The 23,033-nt window shown below is 71.5% G+C and carries 23 protein-coding genes; 10 read left to right on the plus strand and 13 right to left on the minus strand.

Going from position 1 to position 23,033, the window contains the following annotated elements:
- Positions 1–49: 49 nt before the first annotated feature.
- The gene (rsgA, locus tag BLW14_RS05590; protein WP_093704940.1) at positions 50–1,207 is read right to left on the minus strand and encodes a ribosome small subunit-dependent GTPase A; all 1,158 of its coding nucleotides are present in this window, start codon (positions 1,205–1,207) and stop codon (positions 50–52) included.
- Positions 1,208–1,533: 326 nt separating this feature from the next.
- Between rsgA and BLW14_RS05595 the strand changes: the two genes are divergently transcribed.
- Positions 1,534–2,034 (plus strand): DUF5949 family protein, encoded by a 501-nt coding sequence (locus tag BLW14_RS05595; protein WP_093704942.1) that lies wholly within the window; start codon positions 1,534–1,536, stop codon positions 2,032–2,034.
- A gap of 137 nt (positions 2,035–2,171) precedes the next feature.
- Here the strand turns inward: BLW14_RS05595 and BLW14_RS05600 are convergent, their stop codons facing one another.
- The 6 genes from BLW14_RS05600 to BLW14_RS05620 all read right to left on the minus strand — a co-directional run bounded on the left by BLW14_RS05600 (position 2,172) and on the right by BLW14_RS05620 (position 5,137).
- Positions 2,172–2,582 (minus strand): rodlin, encoded by a 411-nt coding sequence (locus BLW14_RS05600; protein ID WP_093704944.1) that lies wholly within the window; start codon positions 2,580–2,582, stop codon positions 2,172–2,174.
- 122 nt (positions 2,583–2,704) lie between these two features.
- Positions 2,705–2,869 (minus strand): hypothetical protein, encoded by a 165-nt coding sequence (locus BLW14_RS34415; protein ID WP_177153902.1) that lies wholly within the window; start codon positions 2,867–2,869, stop codon positions 2,705–2,707.
- Between the two features lie 222 nt (positions 2,870–3,091).
- Complete coding sequence (locus BLW14_RS05605) at positions 3,092–3,502, minus strand: rodlin (protein WP_093704946.1); 411 nt, start codon at positions 3,500–3,502, stop codon at positions 3,092–3,094.
- A 160-nt stretch (positions 3,503–3,662) separates the two neighbouring features.
- Positions 3,663–3,953: a hypothetical protein gene (locus BLW14_RS05610; RefSeq protein WP_018523738.1), complete on the minus strand. Its 291-nt coding sequence runs from the start codon at positions 3,951–3,953 to the stop codon at positions 3,663–3,665.
- Positions 3,954–4,210: 257 nt separating this feature from the next.
- Complete coding sequence (locus BLW14_RS05615; protein ID WP_018523737.1) at positions 4,211–4,444, minus strand: chaplin; 234 nt, start codon at positions 4,442–4,444, stop codon at positions 4,211–4,213.
- 291 nt (positions 4,445–4,735) lie between these two features.
- The gene (locus BLW14_RS05620; protein WP_018523736.1) at positions 4,736–5,137 is read right to left on the minus strand and encodes a rodlin; all 402 of its coding nucleotides are present in this window, start codon (positions 5,135–5,137) and stop codon (positions 4,736–4,738) included.
- A 383-nt stretch (positions 5,138–5,520) separates the two neighbouring features.
- Here BLW14_RS05620 and BLW14_RS35605 point away from each other — a divergent pair, with 383 nt between their 5' ends.
- On the plus strand, positions 5,521–6,441 hold the full coding sequence (locus BLW14_RS35605) for a chaplin (RefSeq protein WP_093704948.1): 921 nt from the start codon (positions 5,521–5,523) through the stop codon (positions 6,439–6,441).
- 94 nt (positions 6,442–6,535) lie between these two features.
- On the opposite strand, the gene BLW14_RS05630 is transcribed toward BLW14_RS35605, so the two are convergent.
- From BLW14_RS05630 to BLW14_RS05650, 5 genes are all read right to left on the minus strand, one after another.
- Positions 6,536–7,471 (minus strand): dihydrodipicolinate synthase family protein, encoded by a 936-nt coding sequence (locus BLW14_RS05630; protein ID WP_093704950.1) that lies wholly within the window; start codon positions 7,469–7,471, stop codon positions 6,536–6,538.
- Complete coding sequence (locus BLW14_RS05635) at positions 7,468–8,457, minus strand: ABC transporter ATP-binding protein (RefSeq protein ID WP_093704952.1); 990 nt, start codon at positions 8,455–8,457, stop codon at positions 7,468–7,470. Before BLW14_RS05635 ends, BLW14_RS05630 begins: the two co-directional genes overlap by 4 nt.
- Entirely contained in the window at positions 8,454–10,421 is a 1,968-nt protein-coding gene (locus tag BLW14_RS05640) for a dipeptide/oligopeptide/nickel ABC transporter permease/ATP-binding protein (protein ID WP_093704954.1), read from the minus strand. The genes BLW14_RS05635 and BLW14_RS05640 overlap by 4 nt, the downstream gene beginning before the upstream one ends.
- A 1-nt stretch (position 10,422) precedes the next feature.
- Positions 10,423–11,373, minus strand: coding sequence for an ABC transporter permease (locus tag BLW14_RS05645; RefSeq protein WP_093704956.1), 951 nt, complete (start codon positions 11,371–11,373; stop codon positions 10,423–10,425).
- A gap of 95 nt (positions 11,374–11,468) precedes the next feature.
- A complete protein-coding gene (locus BLW14_RS05650) occupies positions 11,469–13,064 on the minus strand; it encodes an ABC transporter substrate-binding protein (RefSeq protein ID WP_093704958.1) in 1,596 nt (531 codons plus the stop codon).
- Positions 13,065–13,231: 167 nt separating this feature from the next.
- Between BLW14_RS05650 and BLW14_RS05655 the strand changes: the two genes are divergently transcribed.
- The 4 genes from BLW14_RS05655 (at position 13,232) to BLW14_RS05670 (ending at position 17,983) form a co-directional block, all read left to right on the plus strand.
- Positions 13,232–13,951 (plus strand): FadR/GntR family transcriptional regulator, encoded by a 720-nt coding sequence (locus BLW14_RS05655; RefSeq protein ID WP_093704960.1) that lies wholly within the window; start codon positions 13,232–13,234, stop codon positions 13,949–13,951.
- 208 nt (positions 13,952–14,159) lie between these two features.
- A complete protein-coding gene (locus BLW14_RS05660) occupies positions 14,160–15,140 on the plus strand; it encodes an acetylxylan esterase (protein WP_093710647.1) in 981 nt (326 codons plus the stop codon).
- Between the two features lie 36 nt (positions 15,141–15,176).
- Positions 15,177–16,475, plus strand: coding sequence for a GDSL-type esterase/lipase family protein (locus BLW14_RS05665; protein ID WP_256332686.1), 1,299 nt, complete (start codon positions 15,177–15,179; stop codon positions 16,473–16,475).
- Between the two features lie 71 nt (positions 16,476–16,546).
- A complete protein-coding gene (locus BLW14_RS05670) occupies positions 16,547–17,983 on the plus strand; it encodes an exo-alpha-sialidase (protein ID WP_093704964.1) in 1,437 nt (478 codons plus the stop codon).
- 54 nt (positions 17,984–18,037) lie between these two features.
- Here the strand turns inward: BLW14_RS05670 and BLW14_RS05675 are convergent, their stop codons facing one another.
- On the minus strand, positions 18,038–18,727 hold the full coding sequence (locus BLW14_RS05675; RefSeq protein WP_093704965.1) for a FadR/GntR family transcriptional regulator: 690 nt from the start codon (positions 18,725–18,727) through the stop codon (positions 18,038–18,040).
- A 150-nt stretch (positions 18,728–18,877) separates the two neighbouring features.
- On the opposite strand from BLW14_RS05675, the gene BLW14_RS05680 reads away from it, so the two are divergent.
- The 4 genes from BLW14_RS05680 to BLW14_RS05695 all read left to right on the plus strand — a co-directional run bounded on the left by BLW14_RS05680 (position 18,878) and on the right by BLW14_RS05695 (position 23,009).
- A complete protein-coding gene (locus tag BLW14_RS05680; RefSeq protein ID WP_093704967.1) occupies positions 18,878–19,837 on the plus strand; it encodes a dihydrodipicolinate synthase family protein in 960 nt (319 codons plus the stop codon).
- 8 nt (positions 19,838–19,845) lie between these two features.
- Entirely contained in the window at positions 19,846–20,793 is a 948-nt protein-coding gene (locus BLW14_RS05685) for an ROK family protein (protein ID WP_093704969.1), read from the plus strand.
- A complete protein-coding gene (locus BLW14_RS05690) occupies positions 20,790–21,470 on the plus strand; it encodes an N-acetylmannosamine-6-phosphate 2-epimerase (RefSeq protein ID WP_093704971.1) in 681 nt (226 codons plus the stop codon). The genes BLW14_RS05685 and BLW14_RS05690 overlap by 4 nt, the downstream gene beginning before the upstream one ends.
- 63 nt (positions 21,471–21,533) lie before the next feature.
- Positions 21,534–23,009: a sialate:H+ symport family MFS transporter gene (locus BLW14_RS05695; protein ID WP_093704973.1), complete on the plus strand. Its 1,476-nt coding sequence runs from the start codon at positions 21,534–21,536 to the stop codon at positions 23,007–23,009.
- Positions 23,010–23,033 lie beyond the last annotated feature (24 nt).

Below are 23,033 nucleotides of genomic sequence, written 5' to 3' on the forward strand. Positions count from 1 at the left end.
CAGGGGCCCCTCACTCGCGGTTTTCGGACGTCGACCAGGGGCGCGTCGGCTACCGGATCCGGCCGCGCTTGGCCTCCATCGCGGCCCGGCCCTCGGCGCCCTTGCGCTTCCAGTCGCGCCGGATCTCGGCCCGGACCCGGGCGTCGGTCTTGGCGACGATGCGCTGGTTCTCGCGCAGGAGCTTGAGGTAGCTGTCGAAGCGGCGCTCGGGCAGGGTGCCGTCCTCGATCGCGGCCCGCACGGCGCAGCCGGGCTCCGCCTCGTGGGCGCAGTCGTGGAACCGGCACTCCTCTGCCAGTTCCTCGATCTCCGAGAAGACCTGGCCGACCCCGACCCCGGCGTCCCAGAGGCCGACCCCGCGCAGCCCGGGGGTGTCGATGAGGACCCCGCCCGTGGGCAGGACGAGCAGGTTGCGGGTGGTCGTGGTGTGCCGGCCCTTGCCGTCCACGTCGCGGGCCGCCTGCACCTCCATCACGTCCTGGCCGAGCAGCGTGTTGGCGAGGGTGGACTTGCCGGCGCCGGAGACTCCGAGGAGCACGCTCGTACCGCCCGAGACGATCGCGGAGAACACGTCGACGCCCTCGCCGGTGGCGGAGCTGACCGGCAGCACCTGGACGCCGGGCGCGATGCGCTCGATGTCCTCGACGAGGTGGGAGAGGGTGGCCGCGTCCGGGACCAGGTCGGCTTTGGTGAGGACGACGAGGGGTTCGGCCGTCCGCTCCCCCGCCCCGGCGGCGTCGCCGAGCAGCGCGTCGCCGCCGGCGCTGGACATGGCCAGGGCGAGGAAGCGCTCGACCCGGCCGAGGTCAAGTTCCACGGCCAGCGAGACGCAGATGGCGATGTGGTCCACGTTGGTGGCGAGCACCTGGCCCTCGGAGCGCTTGGACGAGGTGGAGCGGACGAAGGCGGTGCGCCGCGGCAGCAGCGTACGGACGAAACGCGGGTCGCCGCCCGGGTCGACGGCGGCCCAGTCGCCCGTGCAGATGATCCGCATCGGGTCGCGCGGCACGACGAAGGCGGTGTCCGCCCAGACGGTGCCCTCGGGCGTGACGATGTCGCAGCGCCCGCGGTCCACGCGCACCACGCGGCCGGGCACCAGTCCCTGCGCGGCGTACGGGGCGAACTCGGCGGCCCAGTCGTCGTCCCAGCCGTAGGCGGCGAGCGGGTGCGAGGAGGAGAGAGAAGAGGGGAAAGACGGGAAAGACAAGGGAAACCCTTCACAGGGTGGCCCCGGCGTCGCGCGCATCGGCGCGGAGGTCTGAAGAGGTCAGCCGGTGGCCACGGAGGTGACACAGAGGAACTTCGACTTGTGGGCAGCGCCCATCGCGACGACCGTCGTCAATGTCCTCACCTCCGCATTCGTCCGGGTCCGGAACCGGCGGCCATCCGCCGTCCGTCTCGCCGCACACGATAGCGCCAGGCACTCGGGAAGCTCAACGGATTAATGCACGCGGGCCGGGTTGTCTCCAGTCGTCCCCCGATCGGGTGATACGCATGGAGTTGGACCGGTCGCGGACGGTTAGGGTGCCGCACATGACCTCCCCCCAGACAGCCAACGGCTCGTTCACCCAGGCCCAGTTGGGCACCCTCATCCTGATCGGCTGGAGCGGTGAGTACCGGCAGAGCGGGCGCGACGCGGCCTTTCTGCTTGCCTATTCGCTGGGCGACGGATCGGACGGACCGGCGGCCGGCGAGCACGCCATGCGTCTGGCGCTCCAGCGCAGCGGCCTCGCCGTCGGCGGTGCCCCGGTGCGTTCCGACGAGACGCCCGGGCTCCCCGTGAAGCTCCTCGTCCAGGCCGGCCAGGCCGTCCTGACCCTGCCTCACTTCACCGCGCAGTACCCGGTGCCGCCCGAGTGGCTGGCGGCGGCGAACGACCTGGGCGAGGTGCACGCGATGTTCGCCACCCGCCCGTGGCCGCAGGGCGCGCCCGGTCTCCCGATCGGTGAGGCGGAGCTGCGCGCGTTCGCCGGTGACCCGGACGTCATCGCGACCTCGGCCCACTGCGTACTGCCGGTGCGCGGTCTCGGCTGACCCGCCCCACGGAAGAGGCCCACCACCCGCGAGGGTGGTGGGCCTCCGTCATGCCGTACACGCACACGTCGCACAGGACGGACGACGCGCGGCGGACCGCCCGGAATCGGGCCGCCCGCCGCGGGCGGGGTACGGAATCAGTTGTTGCCGACGCCGTTTCCGGAGAGGACCGGGATGTCGTCCACCAGGTGCGACAGGGGCTCGTCGCCCTTCGCCTGAGTGGAGTTGTCGGCGCACTGCTGGTTCTGCGGGTTGGACAGGACGTTGATGTCCTGGACCGTGACGGGCACGAGCAGGCCCACCAGCGAACCGACGTTGGCCTTGACCGGGGCGCCCACGCACAGGTCGTTGAGCGAGCCCTGGATGAGCTGGGCCTGCGGGCTGCCGTCGCCCTCGGTCACGGCGTTGCCGTACGAGCTGGCGGCACCGTTCCCGTTGACCGAGGTGGTGCCCCCGTCGTTACCGATCGCCATGGCCGAGGGGGCCGCGGCGGCCGACAGGCCGACCAGGGACACGGCCACTGCCGCGCCGGCCATCATCTTCTTCATCACGCTTCACCTTTCGGAGCGTTCCGTTCTGGAACGTACTGATCAACCCCGGGCGGAGCTTTCGGTTCCGCCGATCCACCCATATGGGTTGCGTCCGGCATGAGTTCGACGGGCGGGCCGCGTCAGCCCCGGCCGGCCGCCTCGTCCGAGGTGCGCGCCGCGGGCACGAGGCCGCCCACGCGGGAGGGCTCCGGGGCGGGGGCGGCGCGTGCGGCCTGCCACTCGGCGAGGAGCCGGTCGTAGATCGGGGTGGTGCTCTGCGGGTGCCGGCTGTGGTGCTGGTCCATGAGGGGGCCCTACCCGTTGCGGCGGGAACCGGCGTCCCCCGCTACGGCAAGCGGCCCAGCGTGCCGCCCGTACGGACGACCGCCGGGCCGCTCGGGTCCGGGTACGCACATGGGGCCGGCGGTCCGGGGCGGCCGGTGTTCGGCTGCCGCGGACGTACCGGCCCCACGGGTGCGTCAGGAAGGACTGGGCGGCCGGCTGGACCGCCCGTGTGTCAGACCCCGTCAGTCGTTGGCGACACCGTTGCCCGAGAGGATCGGGATGTCGTCCAGGATGTGCGACAGGGCCTCGTCGCCCTTGGCCTGGGTGGAGTTCTCGGTGCACTGCTGGTTCTGCGGCGAGGACAGGACGTTGATGTCCTGGACCGAGATCGGCACGACGCCGAGCAGCGAACCGACGTTGGCCTTGGCCGGCAGGGCGATGCAGGGCTTGTTGAGCGAGCCCTGGATGAGCGCGAACTGCGGGCTCCAGTCACCGTGGGTGGCGGAGTTTCCGTACGCCTGCATGGCACCGTTGCCGTTGACGGTGGTGGTGCCCTGGTCGTTGCCGATGGCCATGGCCGACGGGGCGACCGCGGCGGAGACGCCGACGATCGATGCGGCGACGGCTGCCGAGGCCATCATCTTCTTGATCATGAAACTGCCCTTCTGGTATTTCTCTGATTGCCCGCCGGTGCCGAGCGCACTGATCAACTCGGCGTCGCGGGAATGGTTGTGGCACGTCACTCGAAAGGTGCGCGGGCGACCGGAAGTCGGGCGCGGTCGAACGTGCGCGCGCCACGTCGTCGGGGTCCGGTCAGCGGCCGAGCGGCAGGCCGCCGAGGAGGGGGGCCGCGTCCTTCACCGCTCCGGTGGTCTGACCGGCGATCTTGGTGACGGTGCCGTTCTCGTGCAGGTTGTCGGCGGCGCCGCTCACGGTGTCGAGGACCGGGTCGACCGCCTGCGGGGCGGCCGCCGTCACCTGGTTGATGCCTCCGTCGAGGCTGAAGCTGGGGGCCGTGGGGGTGGTGACGGCGAAGGCGGGAGCAGCCGTGCCGAGTGCGACCACGGAACCGGCGACGAGTGCGGCGGACTTCGCGTACTTCACTTTCGGGTTCCCTTCTCCGGCGGCGGTTCACTCGGTCGCGTACCCGCGCCGCACGAGCCTTCTCTGGCCGTGACTTCCGCCGCTTTCCCCTTGCCTAACGACCCGGCCGGGACGGGGCAACTGGGGGAACCGATCCTTTTTCATCGCGGGCGTGACGATTACCGATGGGCTGGGAATTGCGGCCGCGCACGGGAAAGCCCCGGACCGCGTGGAGCGTGGTCCGGGGCTTTCGGCCGAGAGAATTCGGCGCGACCGAATCAGTCGTTGACGCAGGCGTTGCCGAAGGCCGGGTTCAGCAGGCCGATGACGTCGATGGTGTTGCCACAGACGTTGACCGGGATGTGAACCGGAACCTGGATGGTGTTGCCGGAGATGACGCCCGGGGAGGCGACAGCGGCACCCTCGGCGCCCGAGTCGGCGAACGCGGGGGCGGCGGCACCCACGGCCATGAGCGTACCGGCGGCGACGGCGGCGATCTTCGTGTACTTCACTTGAAACCCTTTCTTCGGCGGAGTCCGGAGCGGTCACGGCTTTCGTGCCGCACGAGCGCGGACCTGATCGCTCGTAACTCCGCCGCTTTCATTCGTAACGATTTGAGACGGTATGCGAAACCGCTCAGCGAGCTGATGCGTGGAATACCGCCCGAATGACGCAGTTCGAGTCACCCGGCCGTGTTCCCGCCCGGAACGTGCGAGGTAGGGGCGGGTACACACGGGGAGGGCAGCGCCGGGCCCGGGCCGCACGGAGGAGGAACGCCTGCGACCCGGGCCCGGACGGCCGGATCAGCTGTTGCCGGCGCCGTTGCCCGAGAGGACCGGGATGCCGTCCAGGATGTGCGACAGCGGCTCGTCGCCCTTGGCCTGGGTGGAGTTCTCGGTGCACTGCTGGTTCTGCGGGTTGGACAGGACGTTGACGTCCTGGACCGTAATCGGCACGAGGCCGATGAGCGAACCGACGTTCGCCTTGACCGGCAGGGCGACGCAGGGCTTGTTCAGCGAGCCCTGGACCAGGTCGAACTGGGGGCTGCCGTCGCCCTTGGTCACGGCGTTGCCGAACGACTGCGAGGCACCGTTGCCGTTGACCGAGGTCGTCCCGCCATCGTTGCCGATGGCCATCGCCTGCGCGGCGCCGAGCCCGAGGATGGAGGCGGCAACGGCACCCGTAGCCAGGACCTTCTTGATCACGATGAACCCTTCTCGTACTGGATGCCCCGTAACCGGAGCGCCCTGAACAACTGCCGGGCCGGCGTTTGGTTATCACCATTCACTCGAATGCCGGGAAGACACGGACGTCCGTACGAAAGTGATCGAGTCATACTGTCGGAAATCGAGAGACGAAACGTTCACTCGTAGCCTCGCCGCGCGATCACAGAAAATTCACCGGCTTCACGTTTCTCGCGCACGAGGATGTCGTTATGGGTGTCGTCAAGCCGCTCCGCCCGAAGGGCTGTCCCGCACCCGGGCAGGTCCGACGGCTGCTGCACCGCCTGATGAACGAACTGCGGGCCGCGCGTCCGCAAGAAATGACCCAAGGAAGGGCTCCAATGCGAAAAGCCTTGAGTAAAAGCATGCTCGTCATGGCGGCGGCGTCAGGCATCCTGACCGCCTCCGGCGGCTATGCCTTCGCCGATGCCACGGCCGACGGTGCGGCCGTCGGCTCGCCCGGCGTCGCTTCGGGCAACGTCGTGCAGGTCCCGGTGCACGTGCCCGTCAACGTGTGCGGCAACACGGTCAACGTGGTCGGCGCACTCAACCCCGCATTCGGCAACGAGTGCGAGAACAAGGGCGGCGGCTCGGACAACGGCGGCTCGCAGGGCGCCAGCGCCCAGGGCGTGGCCGCCGGCTCCCCCGGTGTGCTCTCGGGCAACGTGGTCCAGGCGCCGGTCGACATCCCGGTCAACGTCTGCGGCAACAGCATCAACGTGGTCGGCCTGCTGAACCCGGCCGCCGGCAACAAGTGCCAGAACGGTGGCGGTGACGAGGGCAACCCGCCCACCGAGGAGCACCACCACAAGCCCCCGCACCACAAGCCGCCGAAGGGTCACCACGACCACGACTGCAACTGCGGCAACGAGCACAACCCGCCGAAGCCGCACCACCCGAAGCCGCCGAAGCCCCACAAGCCGCCGGTGCACCACCACGACGACGACTGCCCGCCGAGCCACAACCCGCCGAAGCCGCACCACCCGAAGCCGCCGAAGCCCCACAAGCCGCCGGTGCACCACCACAACGACGACTGCCCGCCCAGCCACCACCACAACCCGCCGACGCACACCCCTCCCACGCACAACCCGCCGACCCACAACCCGCCCACGCACAACCCGCCGACCCACACGGGCTGGCACCACACCCCGCCCAAGCACCACAAGCCGCCGCAGATGGCGCACACCGGTGCCAACGAGAACCTGGGCATCGCCGGTGGCGCCAGCGCCGCGATGGTCCTCGGTGGCGGCCTGCTGATGCGCCGCGCCCGCGCCGCGAAGAAGTGATCTGACGCTCCCCCGAGCACGAAAAGGTCCGGCCCGACAGCCCTGAGCTGTCCGGCCGGACCTTTTGTTTCCGGTGTCCGGTGCCGCGTACCCGTCAGACCGTGCCGAGCCCCGCGCGCTCCAGGCAGGCGGCGACCGCCGCCGTCTCCTCCGCGTCGAGCCGGCGCATCGGCGGGCTCATCACGTTGGTGGAGATGACACCGCGCAGCATCAGCGCGGTCTTGAACGCGCCCAGCCCGGCCGCCGTGGCGGACGCCGTGCCGGGCCGGGCCGCCCGGATGATGTCGAAGAGCGCGACCAGCCGGTCCTGTTCGGCCCGGGCGGCGGTCCAGTCGCCGCGCACCGCGGCTTCGTGCAGGCGTACGTATCCGTGCGGGTCGACGTTGCCGAGTCCGGGCACCGAGCCGTCGGCGCCGCCGAGCATCATCGCGTCGACCACCAGTTCGTGGCCGGTGAGCACGGAGAACTCCGGCAGCTCGCGGGCGCCGATGGCCAGCCGGCGGAACGAGCCGTCGTCGCCGCTGGAGTCCTTCACCCCGCCCAGCACCCCGTCGGCGGCGAGCGGCATCAGCAGCTCCGGATCGAGCTTGCTGTGGACGCAGACCGGCACGTCGTACGCCAGCACCGGCAGGTCGAGGGCGGCGGCGACGTCCCGGAAGTGGCGGTCGATCTCCGTGGCGTCGGTGCGCGTGTAGAACGGCGCGGTCACGACGACGGCGTCGGCACCCAGCTCGGCGGCGCGGCGGGCGCGCTCGATCGCCCGGTTGGTGGTGGTCTCGATCGCACCGACGAGGACCGGCACCTGTCCGCCCGCCGCGGCGACGACCGCCTCGATGACCCGGTCCTGCTGCCCCGGGGTGAGGTAGGCGGTCTCGCCGGAGCTGCCGAGGGCGAAGAGACCGGTGACACCGCCGTCGACCAGATGGCCCACGACCCGCTCCAGGGAGGGGAGGTCGAGCTCGCCGTCCGCGGTGAGCGGGGTGACGACGGGCGGGATCACTCCCGTGTAGCGGGGGGTTCGGGCGGTCATGCGGTGCTCCTTGCGGACGGTACGGGGGTCGGGTCGGTCTGGGGGTGGACGCAGTGGAAGCGGTGCCCGTCCGGTCCCTCGGTGCGGACCGGGAAGACGGTGGCGCAGGCGTCGTCCGCCTTCCAGCAGCGGGTACGGAAGGGGCAGCCGGCCGGCGGGTTGGTCGCCGAGGGGACGGGGCCGGTGAGCACGATGCGCTCGGTGTTCTCCAGCAGGCTGGGCGTCGCGGAGAGCAGTGCCTCGGTGTACGGGTGCGAGGGGGCGCCGGCGACGTCGGCGGCGCGGCCCTCCTCGACGATGCGGCCGAGGTAGAGGACGGCGATGCGGTCCGCGAGGTAGCGCACGGTCTGGATGTCGTGCGAGATGAACACCATGCCGAGCCCGAGGCGTTCGCGCAGGTCCACCAGGAGGTTGAGAACCTGGGCGCGGACCGAGACGTCGAGCGCGGAGGTGGGCTCGTCGGCGACGATCAGTTCCGGTTCCAAAGCCAGGGCGCGGGCGATGGCCACGCGCTGGCGCTGGCCGCCGGAGAGCTGTCCGGGCAGCGCGGCCAGGGTGTGGCCGGGCAGACCGACCAGGTCGAGGAGTTCGGCGACGCGGGCGGTGCGTGCCTCACGGGTGCCGCGGCGGTGCACGTCGAGCGGGTCGCGCAGGATCTGCTCGACCGTGAGGCGGGGGTTGAGCGCGGTGGACGGGTCCTGGAAGACGACGCCGACGGCGGAGCCGAAGTCCTGGCGGCGCTGGGCCCCCGTCATCTCCCAGAGGTCGCGGCCGTGGAAGGCGACCGTGCCCTCGGTGGGCTTCTGGAGGCCGGTCAGGACCCGGGCGAGCGTGGATTTGCCGCAGCCGGACTCGCCGACGAGGCCGACGATCTCGCCGCGCTTCACCTCCAGGTTCGCATCGGTGAGGGCGTGGACGGCGTCGCGGCGGAAGACGCCCCCGCTGCGTGCCTTGTGGCGTACGTGGACGCCGTCGAGCCTGATCACAGGGCGCTCCCTTCCAGCTGTGCGGTCTTGGCGGGGTGGTGGCAGGCGAAGCCGTGGTCCTGCGCGGCGGCACGCGCGGTGAGTGCCGGGGTGGTGGTGCGGCACAGTTCGGTGGCGGCGCCGCAGCGCGAGGCGAAGCGGCAGCCGGGACCGAAGCCCTGGGGGGCGGGGACGACGCCGCGGATCTGGTGCAGCCGGTCGGCGCCGGCCTCCAGCGAGACGACCGAGCCGAGCAGGCCGCGGCTGTAGTGGTGGGTGGGGGCGGTGAGAACGGAGCGGGTTCCGCCGATCTCGGCGAGGCGCCCGGCGTACATGACCGCGACGCGGTGCGAGAGGTCGCCGACGAGGGCGAGGTCGTGCGAGACGAGCACCATGGCGAAGCCGAGTTCCTCGCGCAGTCGTACGAGGAGTTCGACGACCTGGGCCTGGACGGTGACGTCGAGGGCGGTGGTCGGCTCGTCCGCGATGAGCAGGCGGGGGCTGCGGGAGAGGGCCATGGCGATCAGGACGCGCTGGCGCTGGCCGCCGGAGAGCTCGTGGGGGTAGCTGCGCAGGGTGCGTTCGGGTGAGAGGCCGACCAGTTCGAGGAGTTCGGCCGGGGTCTTCGTACCGCCGCGCGAGGTGAGCTGCTTCAGCTGGGTGCCGACGAGTACGGAGGGGTTTAGCGAGGAGAGCGCGTCCTGGTAGACCATCGCGATCTCGGGGCCCATCAGGGCGCGGCGCTCCTTGGGCGGGAGCTCCAGGAGGTTGCGGCCGCGGTACAGGATCTCGCCGCTGACCTCGGCGTTGCGGGCGAGGAGGCCCATGACGGCGAGGCTGGTGATGGACTTGCCGCAGCCGGATTCGCCGACGAGGCCCAGGGTCTCGCCCTCGTGGACGGTGAAGGAGAGCGAGTCGACGACCGGCGTGGTGCCGTAGCGGTCGGGGAAGCGGATCGCGAGGTCGCGTACGACGAGGAGTTCGGCGGCGTCCTCGGGGACCGGGGTGATGGCGGGTTCCTGGGCGTTGACGCGCCGGGCGAGCTTGGTGAGGGCGGCGTCGATGTCCACGGTGGAGCGGGCCTCGACGGGGTCGGGGACGGTGGTGGCGTCGGAGGGGACGGCGGCGCGGGCCGCCTTCGGTGCGGCGGAGGCGTCGGTGAGGCCCTCGGAGAGGATGTTGAGGGCGAGCACGGTGACCAGCAGGGCGAGGCCGGGGAAGAAGGTGGCCCACCAGCCGCCGGCGAGCAGGATCTGCCGGCCGTAGGCGAGGACGCTGCCCCAGCTGGGGTCGGGGTCCTGCACTCCGGCGCCGATGAAGGAGAGGCTGGCCTCGAAGATGATCGCCTCGGCGACCATGACGGTGGCGAACACCATGACCGGGGCCATGCAGTTGACGGCGACGTGCCGCAGCACGATGTAACCGCGCCGGGCGCCGATGACCTTCTCGGCGGCGACGTAGTCCTCACCGTACTGGGACAGCACGTTGGCGCGGACGACGCGGGCGAGCGAGGGGGTGTAGACGAAGGCGATGGTGAAGATGATGACGGGGATGCTGGTCCCGAAGACCGCGACGAGAACGGCGGCCAGCGCGATCGGGGGGAACGACATCACCACGTCGAGCGTGCGCATCACGGACTCGTCGCCGAGTTTGCGCGAGGTGGCGGCGAGCGCCCCGAGCAGGGACCCGGCGACCAGGGCGACGGCGGTCGCGCCGAGGCCGATGACCAGCGAGTAGCGGGAGCCGTGGACGACGCGGGCGAAGACGTCGCGGCCGGCCCGGTCGGTGCCGAACCAGTGGTCGGCGTTCGGTGCCTGGACCGGGGTCCCGGTGGTCAGGGGGTTCTGGGTGAGCAGCGGTGCGAGGACCGCGCCCAGGATGACGACGAGCAGCACGCCGAGCGCGATGCGCGAGGTGACCGGGAGCGCGCGGAACGCGATGCCGGAGCGGGAGAGCTTGGTGGTCAGCCGGCTGGTGGCAAACATGTCAGACCGTCCTGATGCGCGGGTTGACCAGCAGGTAGAGCAGGTCGACGATGACGTTGACCACCAGGAACGCGATGGCGATGGTCAGTACGGTGCCCTGGACCAGGGCGACGTCGCCGCCCGTGACACCTTCGAGGATGAGCTTGCCCATGCCGGGCAGGTCGAAGATCGCTTCGATGACGACGGCGCCGCTGAGCAGGTAGCCGACCTTGACGCCGAGCACGGTGAGCGGGGTGACGAGTGCGTTGCGCAGCACCGAGCGGATCACCAGGAGGACGGGCAGGCCGTTGCCGCGGGCGGTGCGGACGTAGTCGCGGTCGAGTTCGGCGACCATCGAGGTCCGTACGAGCCGGGCGAGGGACGCGGCGACGGGGACGGCGAGCGAGAGGGCGGGCAGGGCCATGGAGCGCAGCCAGCCGCCGAAGGAGTCGGCGGGGTTGGTGTAGCCGCCGGTCGGGAAGACCGGGGAGTTCAGCGCGAACTGCTGGATGAGCAGGACGCCGAGCCAGAACGAGGGGATGGCGACGCCGGCCATGGACAGCACCCGGAAGAGCTGGTCGGGCCAGCGGTCGCGGTACATGGCGCCGAGGACGCCGGCGACGACCGCGAGGACGACCGCGACGATCAGGCCGAGGATCGTGAGCTGGAGGGTGAGCGGGAACGCGGCGGTGATGCGGTCCGCGACGGGCTGGCTGGGCGGGACCGTCATGCCGAGGTCCAGGCCGAGGAGCTGCCCCAGGAAGTGGAAGTAGCGGACGGGCAGTGGGTCGTTGAGGCCGTTGGCCTCGGCGAAGGCCGCGCGGGCCTCGGGTGTGGCGCTCTCCCCGAGCGCGTTGAAGGCCGGGTCGACCGGCGAGAACTGCAGCACCACGAAGACGAGCAGCGCGATGCCGAGGATCATCACCGGCATCATCGCGACGCGGCGCAGCGCGAGCCGGAGAAAAGCAACCATCGTCGGGTTCCTTGCGGTTGGGCGGTCCGGTCCGGGACACCGAGCGGGGTGTACGTGTCCCGGACCGGGGCTTTGGGGCGGGGGCCGGCGTGCCCTCAGGCGCGGCTGACGTCCAGGAAGGACAGGCCCGTGGTGGGCAGGGGCTTGAAGCCGGGGAGCGCCTTCTCGTTCCAGGCGGTGGGCAGCTTGCGGTGCAGGACCGGGTAGAGGGCGGCCTCGTCGGCGACGAGGTCGGTGACCTGGCCCCACAGCTCCTTGCGCTTGGCCTCGTCGGAGGTCTGGGCGGCCTTGTCGAGGGTCTGCTTCACCTTCTTGTACGCGGCGGACTTGCCCCAGCCGTAGCGGCTCTCGGGCCAGAAGCCGTAGTAGAACCAGCGCAGCAGCAGGTCGGCGTCGTTGCCGAAGACCGAGGGGTCGCCGGGGGCGACGAGGACCTCGAAGTCGCCCTTGTCGATCTTGGCGTACTGGGCCGGGGACTGGGCGATGTTGAGGGTGACCTCGACTCCTGCGGCCTCCCAGCTCTCCTTGAGGAGGGGTGCGATGTCCTTGACCCAGCCCGTGTCCACGGTCAGGACGGTGAACTTGAGGTTCGCGACCCCCGCTTCGGCGAGCAGCTTCTTCGCCTTGGCCACGTCGTGCGTATAGACGGTGGCGGCCTTCAGGTAGTCGGGGTGCGTCTCGGGGACGTAGCCCGTGGCGGCCGACGCGTTGCCGACCATGGCGGTCTTGATGATCTTCTCGGTGTCCAGCGCGTAGTGCAGGGCCTGGCGGACCCGCTTGTCGGCGAACCGCTTGTCGGCGGTGTTGAACATCAGGAAGAGCAGGCCGAAGGACTGCACGGACTCGGTCTTCGCCGAGCCCGAGAGCCCCTTCACGTCGATGTACGGGACGTCCTCGATGGCCTGGACGCGACCCGACTGCATGGCGCTGACCCGGGCCGACTGGTCCGATATCAGGCGCCAGATCATCTTCTTGGCCTTGGCCGGGTGCGAGCCGTTGTACTTCTCGAACTTCTCGAAGACGATCTTGTCTTCGCGGGTCGCCGAGACGAACTTGTACGGGCCCGAACCGACGGGCTTGGCGTCGAAGCCCTTGACGTCCGCCTCGACGATCTTCTTCGGCACGATCCGGGCGACCGAGACGCGCGAAGGGAAGAGCGCGAAGGGGTACTTCAGCTTGAACTCGACCGTGCCCTTGTCGACGGCCTTGACGGTGTCGATGAAGGGCACGAACTGGGCCATCAGGGAGGCGTTCTTCGGGTCCAGGATGCGTTCGAAGCTGAACACCACGTCGTCGGCGGTGACCGGAGAGCCGTCGTGGAAGGTCGCGCCGGCGCGGAGCGTGGCGCGGTACGTGGTGGCGTTGATCTTCTTCGGCATCTCGGTGGCGAGAGCGGGCCGTGCCACGAGCGTTGCCGGATCGAGATCCACCAGGCCCTCGAAGATGTGCATATTAGCGGCGTACGGGGTCGCGCCCGAGGTGATCATCGGGTCGAAGCCGGTCGACAGCGGGTAGGACAGACCGGCCTCGATGAGGTCGCTGCCGCTGCCCTTGTCCGTCGAGCCGTTGGCGGTCGAGGACGGTCCGCCGCACGCGGACAGGCCGGCCGTGATGGCGGCGGCGGCGCCGACGGCGCTGGTGTAACGCAGGAAGGTGCGGCGCTCGACACCGGCTGCTCTCAGCTCGGGCACGGGTCCTCCAGGGATTTGAGGTGGGGCGTCGTGGACAGGAAGGGGGCTGGCGCAGGTTCACGGGGGGCCGCGATACCTGAAGCATCAGACGTCAGATGTCTGATGCCTTGATAGCGTGGGAACGTAGCTTGACAATCGAGAGGGGTCAAGAGGTGGGGAGTTCACATATGTCCGGAACGAAACCCGGCCGGCAGCTGCTCCGGCAGGAAGTCGTGGACGGCATCAAGCGGTACATCCTCGAAGAACGGCTCCGCCCCGGGGACCCGCTGCCCACCGAGCCCGCCCTGTGCGAGGCGCTCGGCGCCAGCCGCTCCAGCGTCCGCGAGGCCGTCAAGATCCTCGACGCGCTGGACATCGTCGAGGTCCGCCACGGGCACGGGACCTACGTCGGCCGGCTGAGCCTGTCCGCGCTCGTGGAGAGCCTGACCTTCCGCGGACTGCTCTCCCCCGACGACGACTTCCAGGTCATGGCGGACCTGGTCGACGTGCGCGAGCTCTTCGAGCGCGGGATGGCCGACCGCATCGTCTCGCAGCTCAGCACGGAGCAGCTGGACGCACTGGACGCCCTGGTGGCGACCATGCGCGAGACGGGGGCCCGGGAGGGGCACGGTTTCGTCGACGCCGACCGCGCCTTCCACGCCCTCCTCGTGGCCCCGCTGGGCAACGAGCTGATCGGCCAGCTCTCGATGGCCTTCTGGGACGTCTACACGATCGTCGCGCCGCACCTGGACGGGTTCACGCAGGCCGACGAGACGGAGACCATCACCGCCCATCAGAACATCGTGGACGCCGCCCGGGCCGGTGACATCACCGGGTTCATGAAGGCGCTCGGCGAGCACTACGCGCCCGTGCGCCGCCGGATCGCGGAGGCCCGCTCCCGGCGCTGAGGCGCCGCGCCCGGCGGTCCGGCAGCGCTTCGGCGGCCGGCGGGGCCCAGGGGCGGGCGCCCCGGGCGGACTCCCGGAACGACCCTTGACGGCCGCCGGGGGCGGTGCCTAGGGTCCGTGTGCCGACAGGACATCTGACGTCATGCATCTGATGTCGATGACCACGCCCCGGGCACTTCCCCCGCCGCGCCCCCAGGAGGGCACCTCCATGCCGTTGACGGACCTCTCACTCGACGAATGCCGCGCCTATCTGCCGCCGCTGCCCGTCCCCGCGGACTTCGACGCCTTCTGGTCCCGGACCCTGGACGAGGCGCGCTCGGACGCGTCCGGCAAGCCCGTGTTCGCCGAGGTGACCACCGGGCTCGCCCAGGTCCGCACCTACGACGTGACGGTCCCGGGCTTCGCCGGGCAGCCGGTGCGCGGCTGGCTGCGGATGCCGGCCGGGGCGGCCGAACCCCTGGGCTGTGTGGTGGAGTTCCTGGGCTACGGGCGCGGCCGGGGCCTGGCCCACGAGAACCTGCTGTGGGCCTCGGCCGGTCACGCCCACCTGCTGATGGACACCCGGGGGCAGGGCTGGTCGGCCGCCGGCGGCGCCACCGCCGATCCGGACGGCGGGGCGTCGGGCGTGGTGCCCGGCTTCCTGACCCGGGGCATCGAGAGCCCCGAAACGTACTACTACCGGCGGCTGTTCGCCGATGCGGTGCGCTGCGTGGACGCGGTGCGCGAACACCCGGAGATCGACCCGGACCGCGTCGTGGTGACCGGAATCAGTCAGGGCGGCGGCATGTCCCTGGCCGTCGCCGGACTGGTGCCGGGGCTCGCCGGGGTCATGCCGGACGTGCCGTTCCTGTGCAATGTCCGCCGGGGCGCCGAGATCGCGGGGCGTCCGCCGTACACCGAGATCGCCGAGTACCTCAAGCTGTACCGCGACCGCACCGAGTCGGTCTTCGCCACCCTCGCGTACTTCGACGCCGCACTGCTCGCCACCCGGGCGACGGCCCCCGCGCTGTTCTCCATCGCGATGATGGACGACACCTGCCCGCCCTCCACCTGCTTCACCGCGTACAACGGATACGCCGGGCCCAAGGACGTGCGGGTCTACCCGTTCAACGGGCACGAGGGTGGCGCGGAGTACCAGCAGCGGGAGCAACTGGCCTGGGTGGCCTCCCTGTTCGCCGGCCTGTCATAGGGGCAGACCGGTCACTCCTGATCGGAGGCACCTTCCGTGCGCAGACGATCCATGCTTTTCGCCGCGGGCGCGGCAGCGCTGAGCACCCCGCTCGGCGGCCGCGCCTTCGCCGCTGCCCCTGGCAGCGGTCCGGTCCTGGACCACACCACCCCGGTGGACCTGGACGGCAGCGAGTACGTCGACCTGTCGAACCGGGCCGGCGCACTCGCCCCGCTCACCACGGGAACCGTCGTCGTCACCTTCCGCACCACGAGCCACAACCAGGCGATGACCCTGATCAGCGCCTCGGACCCGACCGCCCCCTCGTCCAACATCACGCTCAACCTCAGCGGCGGCGCACTGCAGTTCTCCGTACGGGAGAAGGGCGCCGTCCAGGTGAATGTCATGACCAGGACACGCTACGACGACGGCCGGAGCCACACCGTCGCCGTCACCGTCGACGCCTCGGGCACCCGGCTGCACGCCGGAGGACGGCCTGTGTTCGAAACCGCCCTGCGCCCCTTCTTCGGCAGCGTCTCCCAGCTCACCTCGCTGTCGCTCGGCCGCAACACCGACAGCGACCACCCCGGTGGCGAATGGTTCTTCACCGGCACGATCGAACGGGCCGCGGTCTGGGACCGGGTGCTGAGCGAGAGCGAACTCGTCGCGCAGTGCCCGGCCCCCGACCCGGCCGACCTGGGCCGGATCTCCGTCGTCCTCAACAGCGACACCCCGGCCACCTGGGTCATCACCGGCGACAGCATCACGCACGGTGCGCTCCACACCCATGGCTGGCGCAGTTACCCGGAGCACTGGACCGAGCGGGTCCGCTGGGAGCTGGGCAAGCCCAAGAACCGGGACTTCGTGATCGATTCCGGCGTGAGCGGCGCGACCAGCGCGGAACTGGTCGCGCAGTTCGCCCAGCGGGTCAGCGCCTTCTCGCCCCACGTCGTATCGATCATGATCGGCACCAACGACATCGCGACGGCCGGGCTCGGCCTCGACGCCTACCGGGCCAACCTGGTCTCGCTCACACGGTCCGTGCGCGCTCTGCCCGGCTCCCCCGCTCTCGTCCTGCAAGCGCCCAACCCCGTCGACCCGGCGAAGTGGCCGGGGCGAGTACAGCTCTCGCAGTACGCGCGGGTCATGGGCGAGGTGGCGGCCCAGCAGAACGCGGTCTTCGTCGACCACTACAACGACTGGCTGACCGGCAACGGCGGCCAGGTCCCCCTGTCCCTGCTCAGCGACGGCCTCCACCCGAACGAGCGGGGCCATCACCGCATCGCCCTGAAGATGATCAAAGACCTGCGGATCTTCGAGGCGGACAGCCAGGTCTGCTCCCTGAAGGTGCCGTAGTCCGGGCGGCACGCCCCCCTCCGTCTCCGTCCTCCGAGAAGCACCACCCCTTCCGAGAAGAGAGATCGTCCATGCAGCGAACCGTCCCTGTCGCCCTGCTCGGCGCCGCCCTCCTGGTGGTCGCCACGACCGGCACCGCGCAGGCCGCGTCACCCGCCCCCGGCACGCTCACGTCCCAGGACCTGACCGTCGACGGAGTCGGCTCCCCCCACTACCGCATCCCCGCCCTCACCACCTCGAACAAGGGCACCGTGCTCGCCGCGTACGACGCCCGCCCGACCCTGGGCGACCTGCCGTCCAACATCGGGATCGTGCTGCGGCGCAGCACCGACGGCGGGACGACCTGGCAGGCGCAGCAGGTGGTCCGCAAGGACGCCGCCCCCAAGGGGTACGGGGACCCGAGCCTGCTCGTCGACCGGACGACCGGCCGGATCTTCCTGTTCTACGCGGCCGGCGAGAACCAGGGCTTCTTCGGCTCGGCCACCGGCAACGACGAGAGCGACCCGAACGTCCTCCAGGCGGACTACAGCTACTCCGACGACGACGGGCTCACCTGGACCCACCGCCGGATCACGAAGCAGATCAAGAACCCGGCCTGGGGCGGGATGTTCGCCGCGTCGGGCGAGGGCATCCAGCTGCGCAACGGCGCCCACAAGGGCCGGCTGATCCAGCAGTACGCCATCCGGAACAACGGGGCCAACTACGCGGTCAGCGCGTACAGCGACGACCACGGCGAGACCTGGCACATGGGCTCCCCGGTGGGTCCGGGCGGCGACGAGAACAAGACCGTCGAGCTGAACGACGGCACGGTCATGCTCAACAACCGCTCGGCGCCGTACCGTACGGTCGCGTACTCGACCGACGGCGGGGTCACGTACACGCCGTTCGTCCAGGACACCCAGCTGCCCGACCCGGCGAACAACGGCTCGATCATGCGCTACGCCCCCGACGCGCCGGCCTCGAACCCGCAGTCGTCGTGGCTGCTGTTCAGCAACACCGAGGCCACCTCGCGCAAGAACCTCACGGTCAAGATGTCCTGCGACAACGGGAAGACCTGGCCGATCCGGAAGGTCGTCGACGCGGGCGCCGCCGCCTACTCGACGCTGACCCGGCTGCCGAGCGGCCGGCTGGGCCTGCTGTACGAGCGGGGGAACTACGAGCACATCACGTACTCGTCGTTCGACCTCCAGTGGCTCGGCGGCACCTGTGCGGACATCACGATCACGCCGCCGGCCACGCTGAAGGCGGGGACGACCACGGAGGTCACCGTCCGGGTCGTCAACAGGATGGACGTCAGGCGCGAGGCCGGCACGGTCGATCTCACCGTGCCCGCCGGCTGGACGGCGAAGCAGGTGGCGTTCCCGGCGACGCGTCCCGGGGAGGGCGCCAACGTCAAGGTGCCGGTCACGGTCCCGGCCGGCGCCGCCGGTGACGTGAAGCTGACCGCGACGTACCGGGCGAGCGGGAAGACCGCTTCGGGCAGCAGGACGGTGACGGTCACGCCGTGACGCGTGCGGGCGCGGCCCCCGGCTCCCTCGCGGGTCGGGGGCCGCGCCCGTTCGTCAGCCCGCGTTCAGCCGGTCGCGGATGCCGTCGAAGTGCGTCCGCATGGCCCGTACGGCGCGTTCGCCGTCGGCCGCGGCGACCGCCTCGACGATCTCGCGGTGCTGGGCGCAGGTGACCGAGGGGTCCTGGTGGCCGTCGTCGAAGTCCTCGCGCACCCGGTCCATGGCCGCCCAGAACGCGTCGAGCACCTCGCTGAGCAGGTGGTTGTCGAGCGAGGCGTACAGGGCGAGATGGAAGGCGCGGTCCGTGGCGCGGGCGACCCGGCCGCCGTCCGCCGCCTCGGCCTCCATCTTCGCGACGAGCGCGCGCAGCACATCGATGTCCTCCTCCGGGACGCCCGCCGCGACGGCCCCGACGAGCCCGGCCTCCAGCGCCTCGCGCACCTTCATCAGCTCGGCCAGGCCCGGTTCGCCCTGGCAATGGCGGACGGCGGCGCGGAAGGCCAGGCCCTCGGCGAACGGTGACAGCGAGAGCGAGCCCACGAAGGTCCCGTAGCCCCGGCGGATCTCCACGACGTTGACCGCCTGGAGCGACTTCAGGGCCTCGCGGACGGAGACCCGGCCGGCCTCGAAGAGGTCCATCAGCTCGGTCTCGGTGGGCAGGACGTCGCCGGGCGCGAGGCGGCGCTCCAGGATGAGCTCCTTGATCCTGCGCTCGATGTCCTGAGCCATGGTGGGCCGCGCCACAACGTCCTCCCGAGGTGCTGTTGCCCCTTGACCGGTCGCAGGAGCATCTGATTAAGGTGAAGTAGACATAGGACATCTTACGTCTCACGTCTCGATCCGGGTAGCCGCTCAGGCCCCGGACCGGCATCCCGATCAGCTGGAGCCTCCACCATGTCTCTGACCGCACCGCTGCGCGGCGTCGTCCCGCCGGTCTGCACCCCGCTCGACCCCCACGGGCAGGTCGACACCGCCTCCCTCGCCCGGCTCGTGGAGCACCTCATCGGCGGCGGGGTGCACGGGCTGTTCGCGCTCGGGTCCACCAGCGAGGTCGCCTACCTCACCGACGAGCAGCGCGGCACGGTCCTGGAGACCGTCGTCAACGCCACCGACGGCCGCGTCCCGGTCCTGGCCGGGGTCATCGACACCACCACGGCCCGGGTCGCCGAGCACGCCAGGACCGCCGCCGCCCTCGGCGCCGACGCCCTGGTCGCGACCGCGCCCTTCTACACCCGCACCCACCCCAGGGAGATCGCCGCCCACTTCCGCCGGCTGCGCGCCGAGGTGGACCTGCCGCTGTTCGCGTACGACATCCCGGTCGCCGTGCACAGCAAGCTCTCGGCGGCCCTGGTCCGCGAGCTGGCCGAGGACGGCACGCTGGCCGGACTCAAGGACAGCAGCGGCGACGAGGGCGGGCTGCGCCGGCTCGTCGTCGAACTCGGCGGCCGCGAGGGCCGGGCGCAGGGCCCGGTGCCGGACTTCAGCATCCTCACCGGTTCCGAACTGACCGTGGACGCGGCCCTGCTGGCCGGCGCCGACGGGGTCGTCCCGGGCATCGGCAACGTGGACCCGGCCGGTTACGTACGGCTCTACGAGGCCGCGCGCGCCGGGGACTGGACACTGGCCGCCGAGGAGCAGGAGCGGCTGGTCGAGCTGTTCGCGATGGTCGACGCGGGCCCGGAGGCGGACATGGGCCGCAGCTCGTCGGCGCTGGGCTCGTTCAAGGCGGCGCTGACGCTGCTCGGGATCATCGAGTGCGGCGACACCGTCTTCCCGCAGATCCAGCTGTCCGCGGAGTCCGTCGCGTTCGTCTCCGGACGGCTGCGCGGCGCCGGTCTGCCGCCGGTCCGATGACGGCTCCGATGGCTCCGGTACGGCGGCCGGTCATCGGCCTCGACCTGGGCGGTACGAAGATCGCCGCCGCGCTGTTCGGCGCGGACGGCACGGTGCTGGCCCGGCACTCCCGGCCCACCCCGGCCCGCGACGGCGCTGCGGCGGTGCTCGACGCGCTCGCGGCGGCCGCGGCGGAGGTCGACCCCGGCCGCACCGCCACCGTGCTCGGCATCGCGGCGGCCGGCGTCGTCGATCCCCGTACCGGCATGGTCACCAGCGCCACCGACTCGATCCGTGGCTGGGCCGGGACCCCGCTCGGCACCGGGCTCGCGGACCGCACCGGCTACGCGGTGGCCTGCGACAACGACGTACGCGCCACGGCGGGGCCGGAGCTGGACGCGCTGCGCGCCGAGGAGGGCGACCACGCCTCGCTGCTGTTCGCGGCCATCGGCACCGGCGTCGGCGGCGCGGTCGCGGCCGACGGGCGGATGCTGCACGGCGCGTCCGGTGTCGCCGGGCACCTGGGCCATCTGCCGAGCTTCGAGGCGGCCGGGCTGCCCTGCACCTGCGGGGCCACCGGCCATCTGGAGGTCATCGCCTCCGGCCCCGGCATCGCCGCCCACTACGAGCGGCTGACCGGCGCCCCCGTGGACCGCCTGGAGACCGTCGCCGCGCGCGCGGCGCGGGGCGACGCGGACGCCGTCACCGCGATCACCACGGGCGCGTCCGCCGCCGGCCACGTGCTCGGCGGGCTCGCCAACGCGCTCGGCCCCGACCGGGTCGTCGTCGGCGGCGGCGTCCCGCGCATCGGCCCGCTGTACGAGGACGCGCTGCGGGCCGCGTTCGCCGCCGAGCTGATGGGGCCGCTGCGAGGACTCGTCCCGCGCGCCCCGCTGTTCGGCCACGACGCCGCCGTGCTCGGCGCGGCGGCCCTCACCACCACCCTTCCCCTCCACCACCCGGGAGTCCTCCGATGAGCGCACAGGAACTGGCCGCCACCCTCCGGGGCAGGCTGATCGTGTCCTGCCAGGCACCCCCCGGCGACCCGATGCGGGAGACCGCCACGCTGGTGCGGCTCGCGCGGTCCGCGGTCGCGGGCGGCGGCGCGGCGATCCGGGCCAACGAGCCGGAGGTCGTCGCCGCGATCACGGCCGCCGTGGACCTACCGGTCATCGGGCTCTGGAAGGACGGCGACGTGGGCGTGTACATCACGCCGACCGTCCGGCACGCCCTGGCGGTCGCCGAGGCCGGCGCGGCCGTCGTCGCGGCGGACGCCACCGACCGGCCGCGCCCCGACGGCTCGACGTTCGCCGAGCTGGTCGAGGCGGTCCACGCGTCCGGCGCCCTCGTCATGGCCGACGTCTCCACCCTCGCCGAGGGCGTCACCGCGGCCGCCCTCGGCGCGGACTTCGTCTCCACGACCCTGTCCGGCTACGTGCCGGGACAGCCGCAGCAGGCCGGTCCCGATCTGGACCTGGTCGCACGGCTCGCCGCCGCGATCGACGTACCCGTCGTCGCCGAAGGCCGCATCAACACCCCCGAGGACGCGGCCGAGGCCCTGGCACGCGGAGCGCACAGCGTCGTCGTCGGCACCGCCATCACCGCGCCCACCGCCCTCACCGCCCGCTTCGTCGCGGGCATCGCCCAGCACTGACCTGCCCCCGTTCGCCGGGACGGCTGTTCAAGGGCGAGCACCGTCCCGCATCCTGGAGTCACCGTGCACACCACCACACCCCCCACGCTCCCCTGGTACCGCCAGGTGAGCCGCACCCAGTGGAAGTCGTTCTTCGCCGCCTGGATCGGGTATGTCCTCGACGGCTTCGACTTCGTGCTGATCACCCTCGTCCTGACCGAGATCAGCGACGACTTCGGGCTGAGCACGGTGCAGGCGGCCAGCCTGATCTCCGGCGCCTTCATCACCCGCTGGCTCGGCGGCGCCGTGCTCGGCGCCCTCGGTGACCGCTACGGGCGCAAGCTGTCGATGGTGGCGAGCATCCTGCTGTACTCGCTGGGCACCTTCGCCTGCGGGTTCGCGTGGAACTACACCAGCCTGTTCGCCGCCCGGCTGGCCATCGGCATGGGCATGGCCGGCGAGTACAGCGCCAGCTCCACGTACGTCATGGAGAGCTGGCCGGCCGCGCTGCGCAACCGGGCCAGCGGCTTCCTGATCTCCGGGTTCTCGGTGGGCTCGGTGCTGGCCGCCCAGGTCTACGACTGGGTGGTGCCCGCGCTCGGCTGGCGCTGGATGTTCTACCTCGGCCTGATCCCGATCGCCATCGCGCTGTGGATGCGGCGGGCGCTGCCGGAGGCGGAGGAGTGGACCGAGTCCGTCGCGGACGAGGGCGCGAAGCCCAATCCGTTCCGGCCGCTGTTCCGGACCCCAGGGCGGGCGACCCTCAACACCGTCCTGGTGGCCGTCGCCACGCTCTCGCTGTTCCTCGTCTTCACGCCGGGCGGCGCCGGCATGGTGCCGGTGCTGTCGGTGGTCGCCGGGCTCTCGCTCGCCGCGCTCGCCGTACAGCTGGGCGGGAAGCGCGGCTGGGTGCTGTACCTGTCGATGATCGTGACGCTGTTCTTCGCGTTCCTCTACTCCTGGCCGATCCAGGCACTGCTGCCGACGTACCTGAAGACCGAACTGGGCTACTCGACGAGCCAGGTCACCGACGTCCTCTACTTCGCGGGCTTCGGCACCATGGCGGGCTGCTGGATGGCCGGCTTCCTCGGCGACTGGATCGGTACCAAGAAGGCGTACGCGCTGACGCTGCTGGCCTCGCTCGCCTTCGTCTACCCGGTCTTCGCGGTGGAGGACAACCTGCTGCTCCTCGGCGGCCTGCTCTTCCTGCTCCAGGCGACCAGCTTCGGCATCTCCGGGCTGCTCCCCCGCTACATCGGCGGCCACTTCCCGACCCGCAGCCGGGGCGCGGCGCTCGGCTTCACGTACAACGTCGGCGCGCTCGGCGGGGCGGTCGCCCCGGTGCTCGGCGCCCATCTGGCCTCCGGGATGAGCCTGGGCCGGGCGCTGGCCGTGCTGACCTTCGCGGGCACGGTGATCGTGGTGCTGCTGGTCGGCTTCGACGTGCCGGCCCGGCTGAACCGGCTGACGGACCCGGACGCGGCGGACGACCACCTGGCGGTGGCGCCGGTGGAGGGCGAGCCGGCGGCCGTGGAGCGGCGGGGGCCCGTACGGCGGTAAACCGGTGGACGTCCGCGCCGGGGA

Origin of the sequence: Streptomyces sp. 2131.1 (genome assembly GCF_900105515.1) — a bacterium.
Lineage (GTDB): Bacteria > Actinomycetota > Actinomycetes > Streptomycetales > Streptomycetaceae > Streptomyces > Streptomyces drozdowiczii.

Coding starts and splice junctions, on each gene's coding strand:
- BLW14_RS05595 (WP_093704942.1), top strand. CDS start 1,534: ATGACCTCCCCCCAGACAGCCAACGGCTCGTTCACCCAGGCCCAGTTG.
- BLW14_RS05600 (WP_093704944.1), bottom strand. CDS start 2,582: ATGAAGAAGATGATGGCCGGCGCGGCAGTGGCCGTGTCCCTGGTCGGC.
- BLW14_RS34415 (WP_177153902.1), bottom strand. CDS start 2,869: ATGGACCAGCACCACAGCCGGCACCCGCAGAGCACCACCCCGATCTAC.
- BLW14_RS05605 (WP_093704946.1), bottom strand. CDS start 3,502: ATGATCAAGAAGATGATGGCCTCGGCAGCCGTCGCCGCATCGATCGTC.
- BLW14_RS35605 (WP_093704948.1), top strand. CDS start 5,521: ATGCTCGTCATGGCGGCGGCGTCAGGCATCCTGACCGCCTCCGGCGGC.
- BLW14_RS05630 (WP_093704950.1), bottom strand. CDS start 7,471: ATGACCGCCCGAACCCCCCGCTACACGGGAGTGATCCCGCCCGTCGTC.
- BLW14_RS05640 (WP_093704954.1), bottom strand. CDS start 10,421: ATGTTTGCCACCAGCCGGCTGACCACCAAGCTCTCCCGCTCCGGCATC.
- BLW14_RS05645 (WP_093704956.1), bottom strand. CDS start 11,373: ATGGTTGCTTTTCTCCGGCTCGCGCTGCGCCGCGTCGCGATGATGCCG.
- BLW14_RS05655 (WP_093704960.1), top strand. CDS start 13,232: ATGTCCGGAACGAAACCCGGCCGGCAGCTGCTCCGGCAGGAAGTCGTG.
- BLW14_RS05660 (WP_093710647.1), top strand. CDS start 14,160: ATGCCGTTGACGGACCTCTCACTCGACGAATGCCGCGCCTATCTGCCG.
- BLW14_RS05670 (WP_093704964.1), top strand. CDS start 16,547: ATGCAGCGAACCGTCCCTGTCGCCCTGCTCGGCGCCGCCCTCCTGGTG.
- BLW14_RS05680 (WP_093704967.1), top strand. CDS start 18,878: ATGTCTCTGACCGCACCGCTGCGCGGCGTCGTCCCGCCGGTCTGCACC.
- BLW14_RS05685 (WP_093704969.1), top strand. CDS start 19,846: ATGGCTCCGGTACGGCGGCCGGTCATCGGCCTCGACCTGGGCGGTACG.
- BLW14_RS05690 (WP_093704971.1), top strand. CDS start 20,790: ATGAGCGCACAGGAACTGGCCGCCACCCTCCGGGGCAGGCTGATCGTG.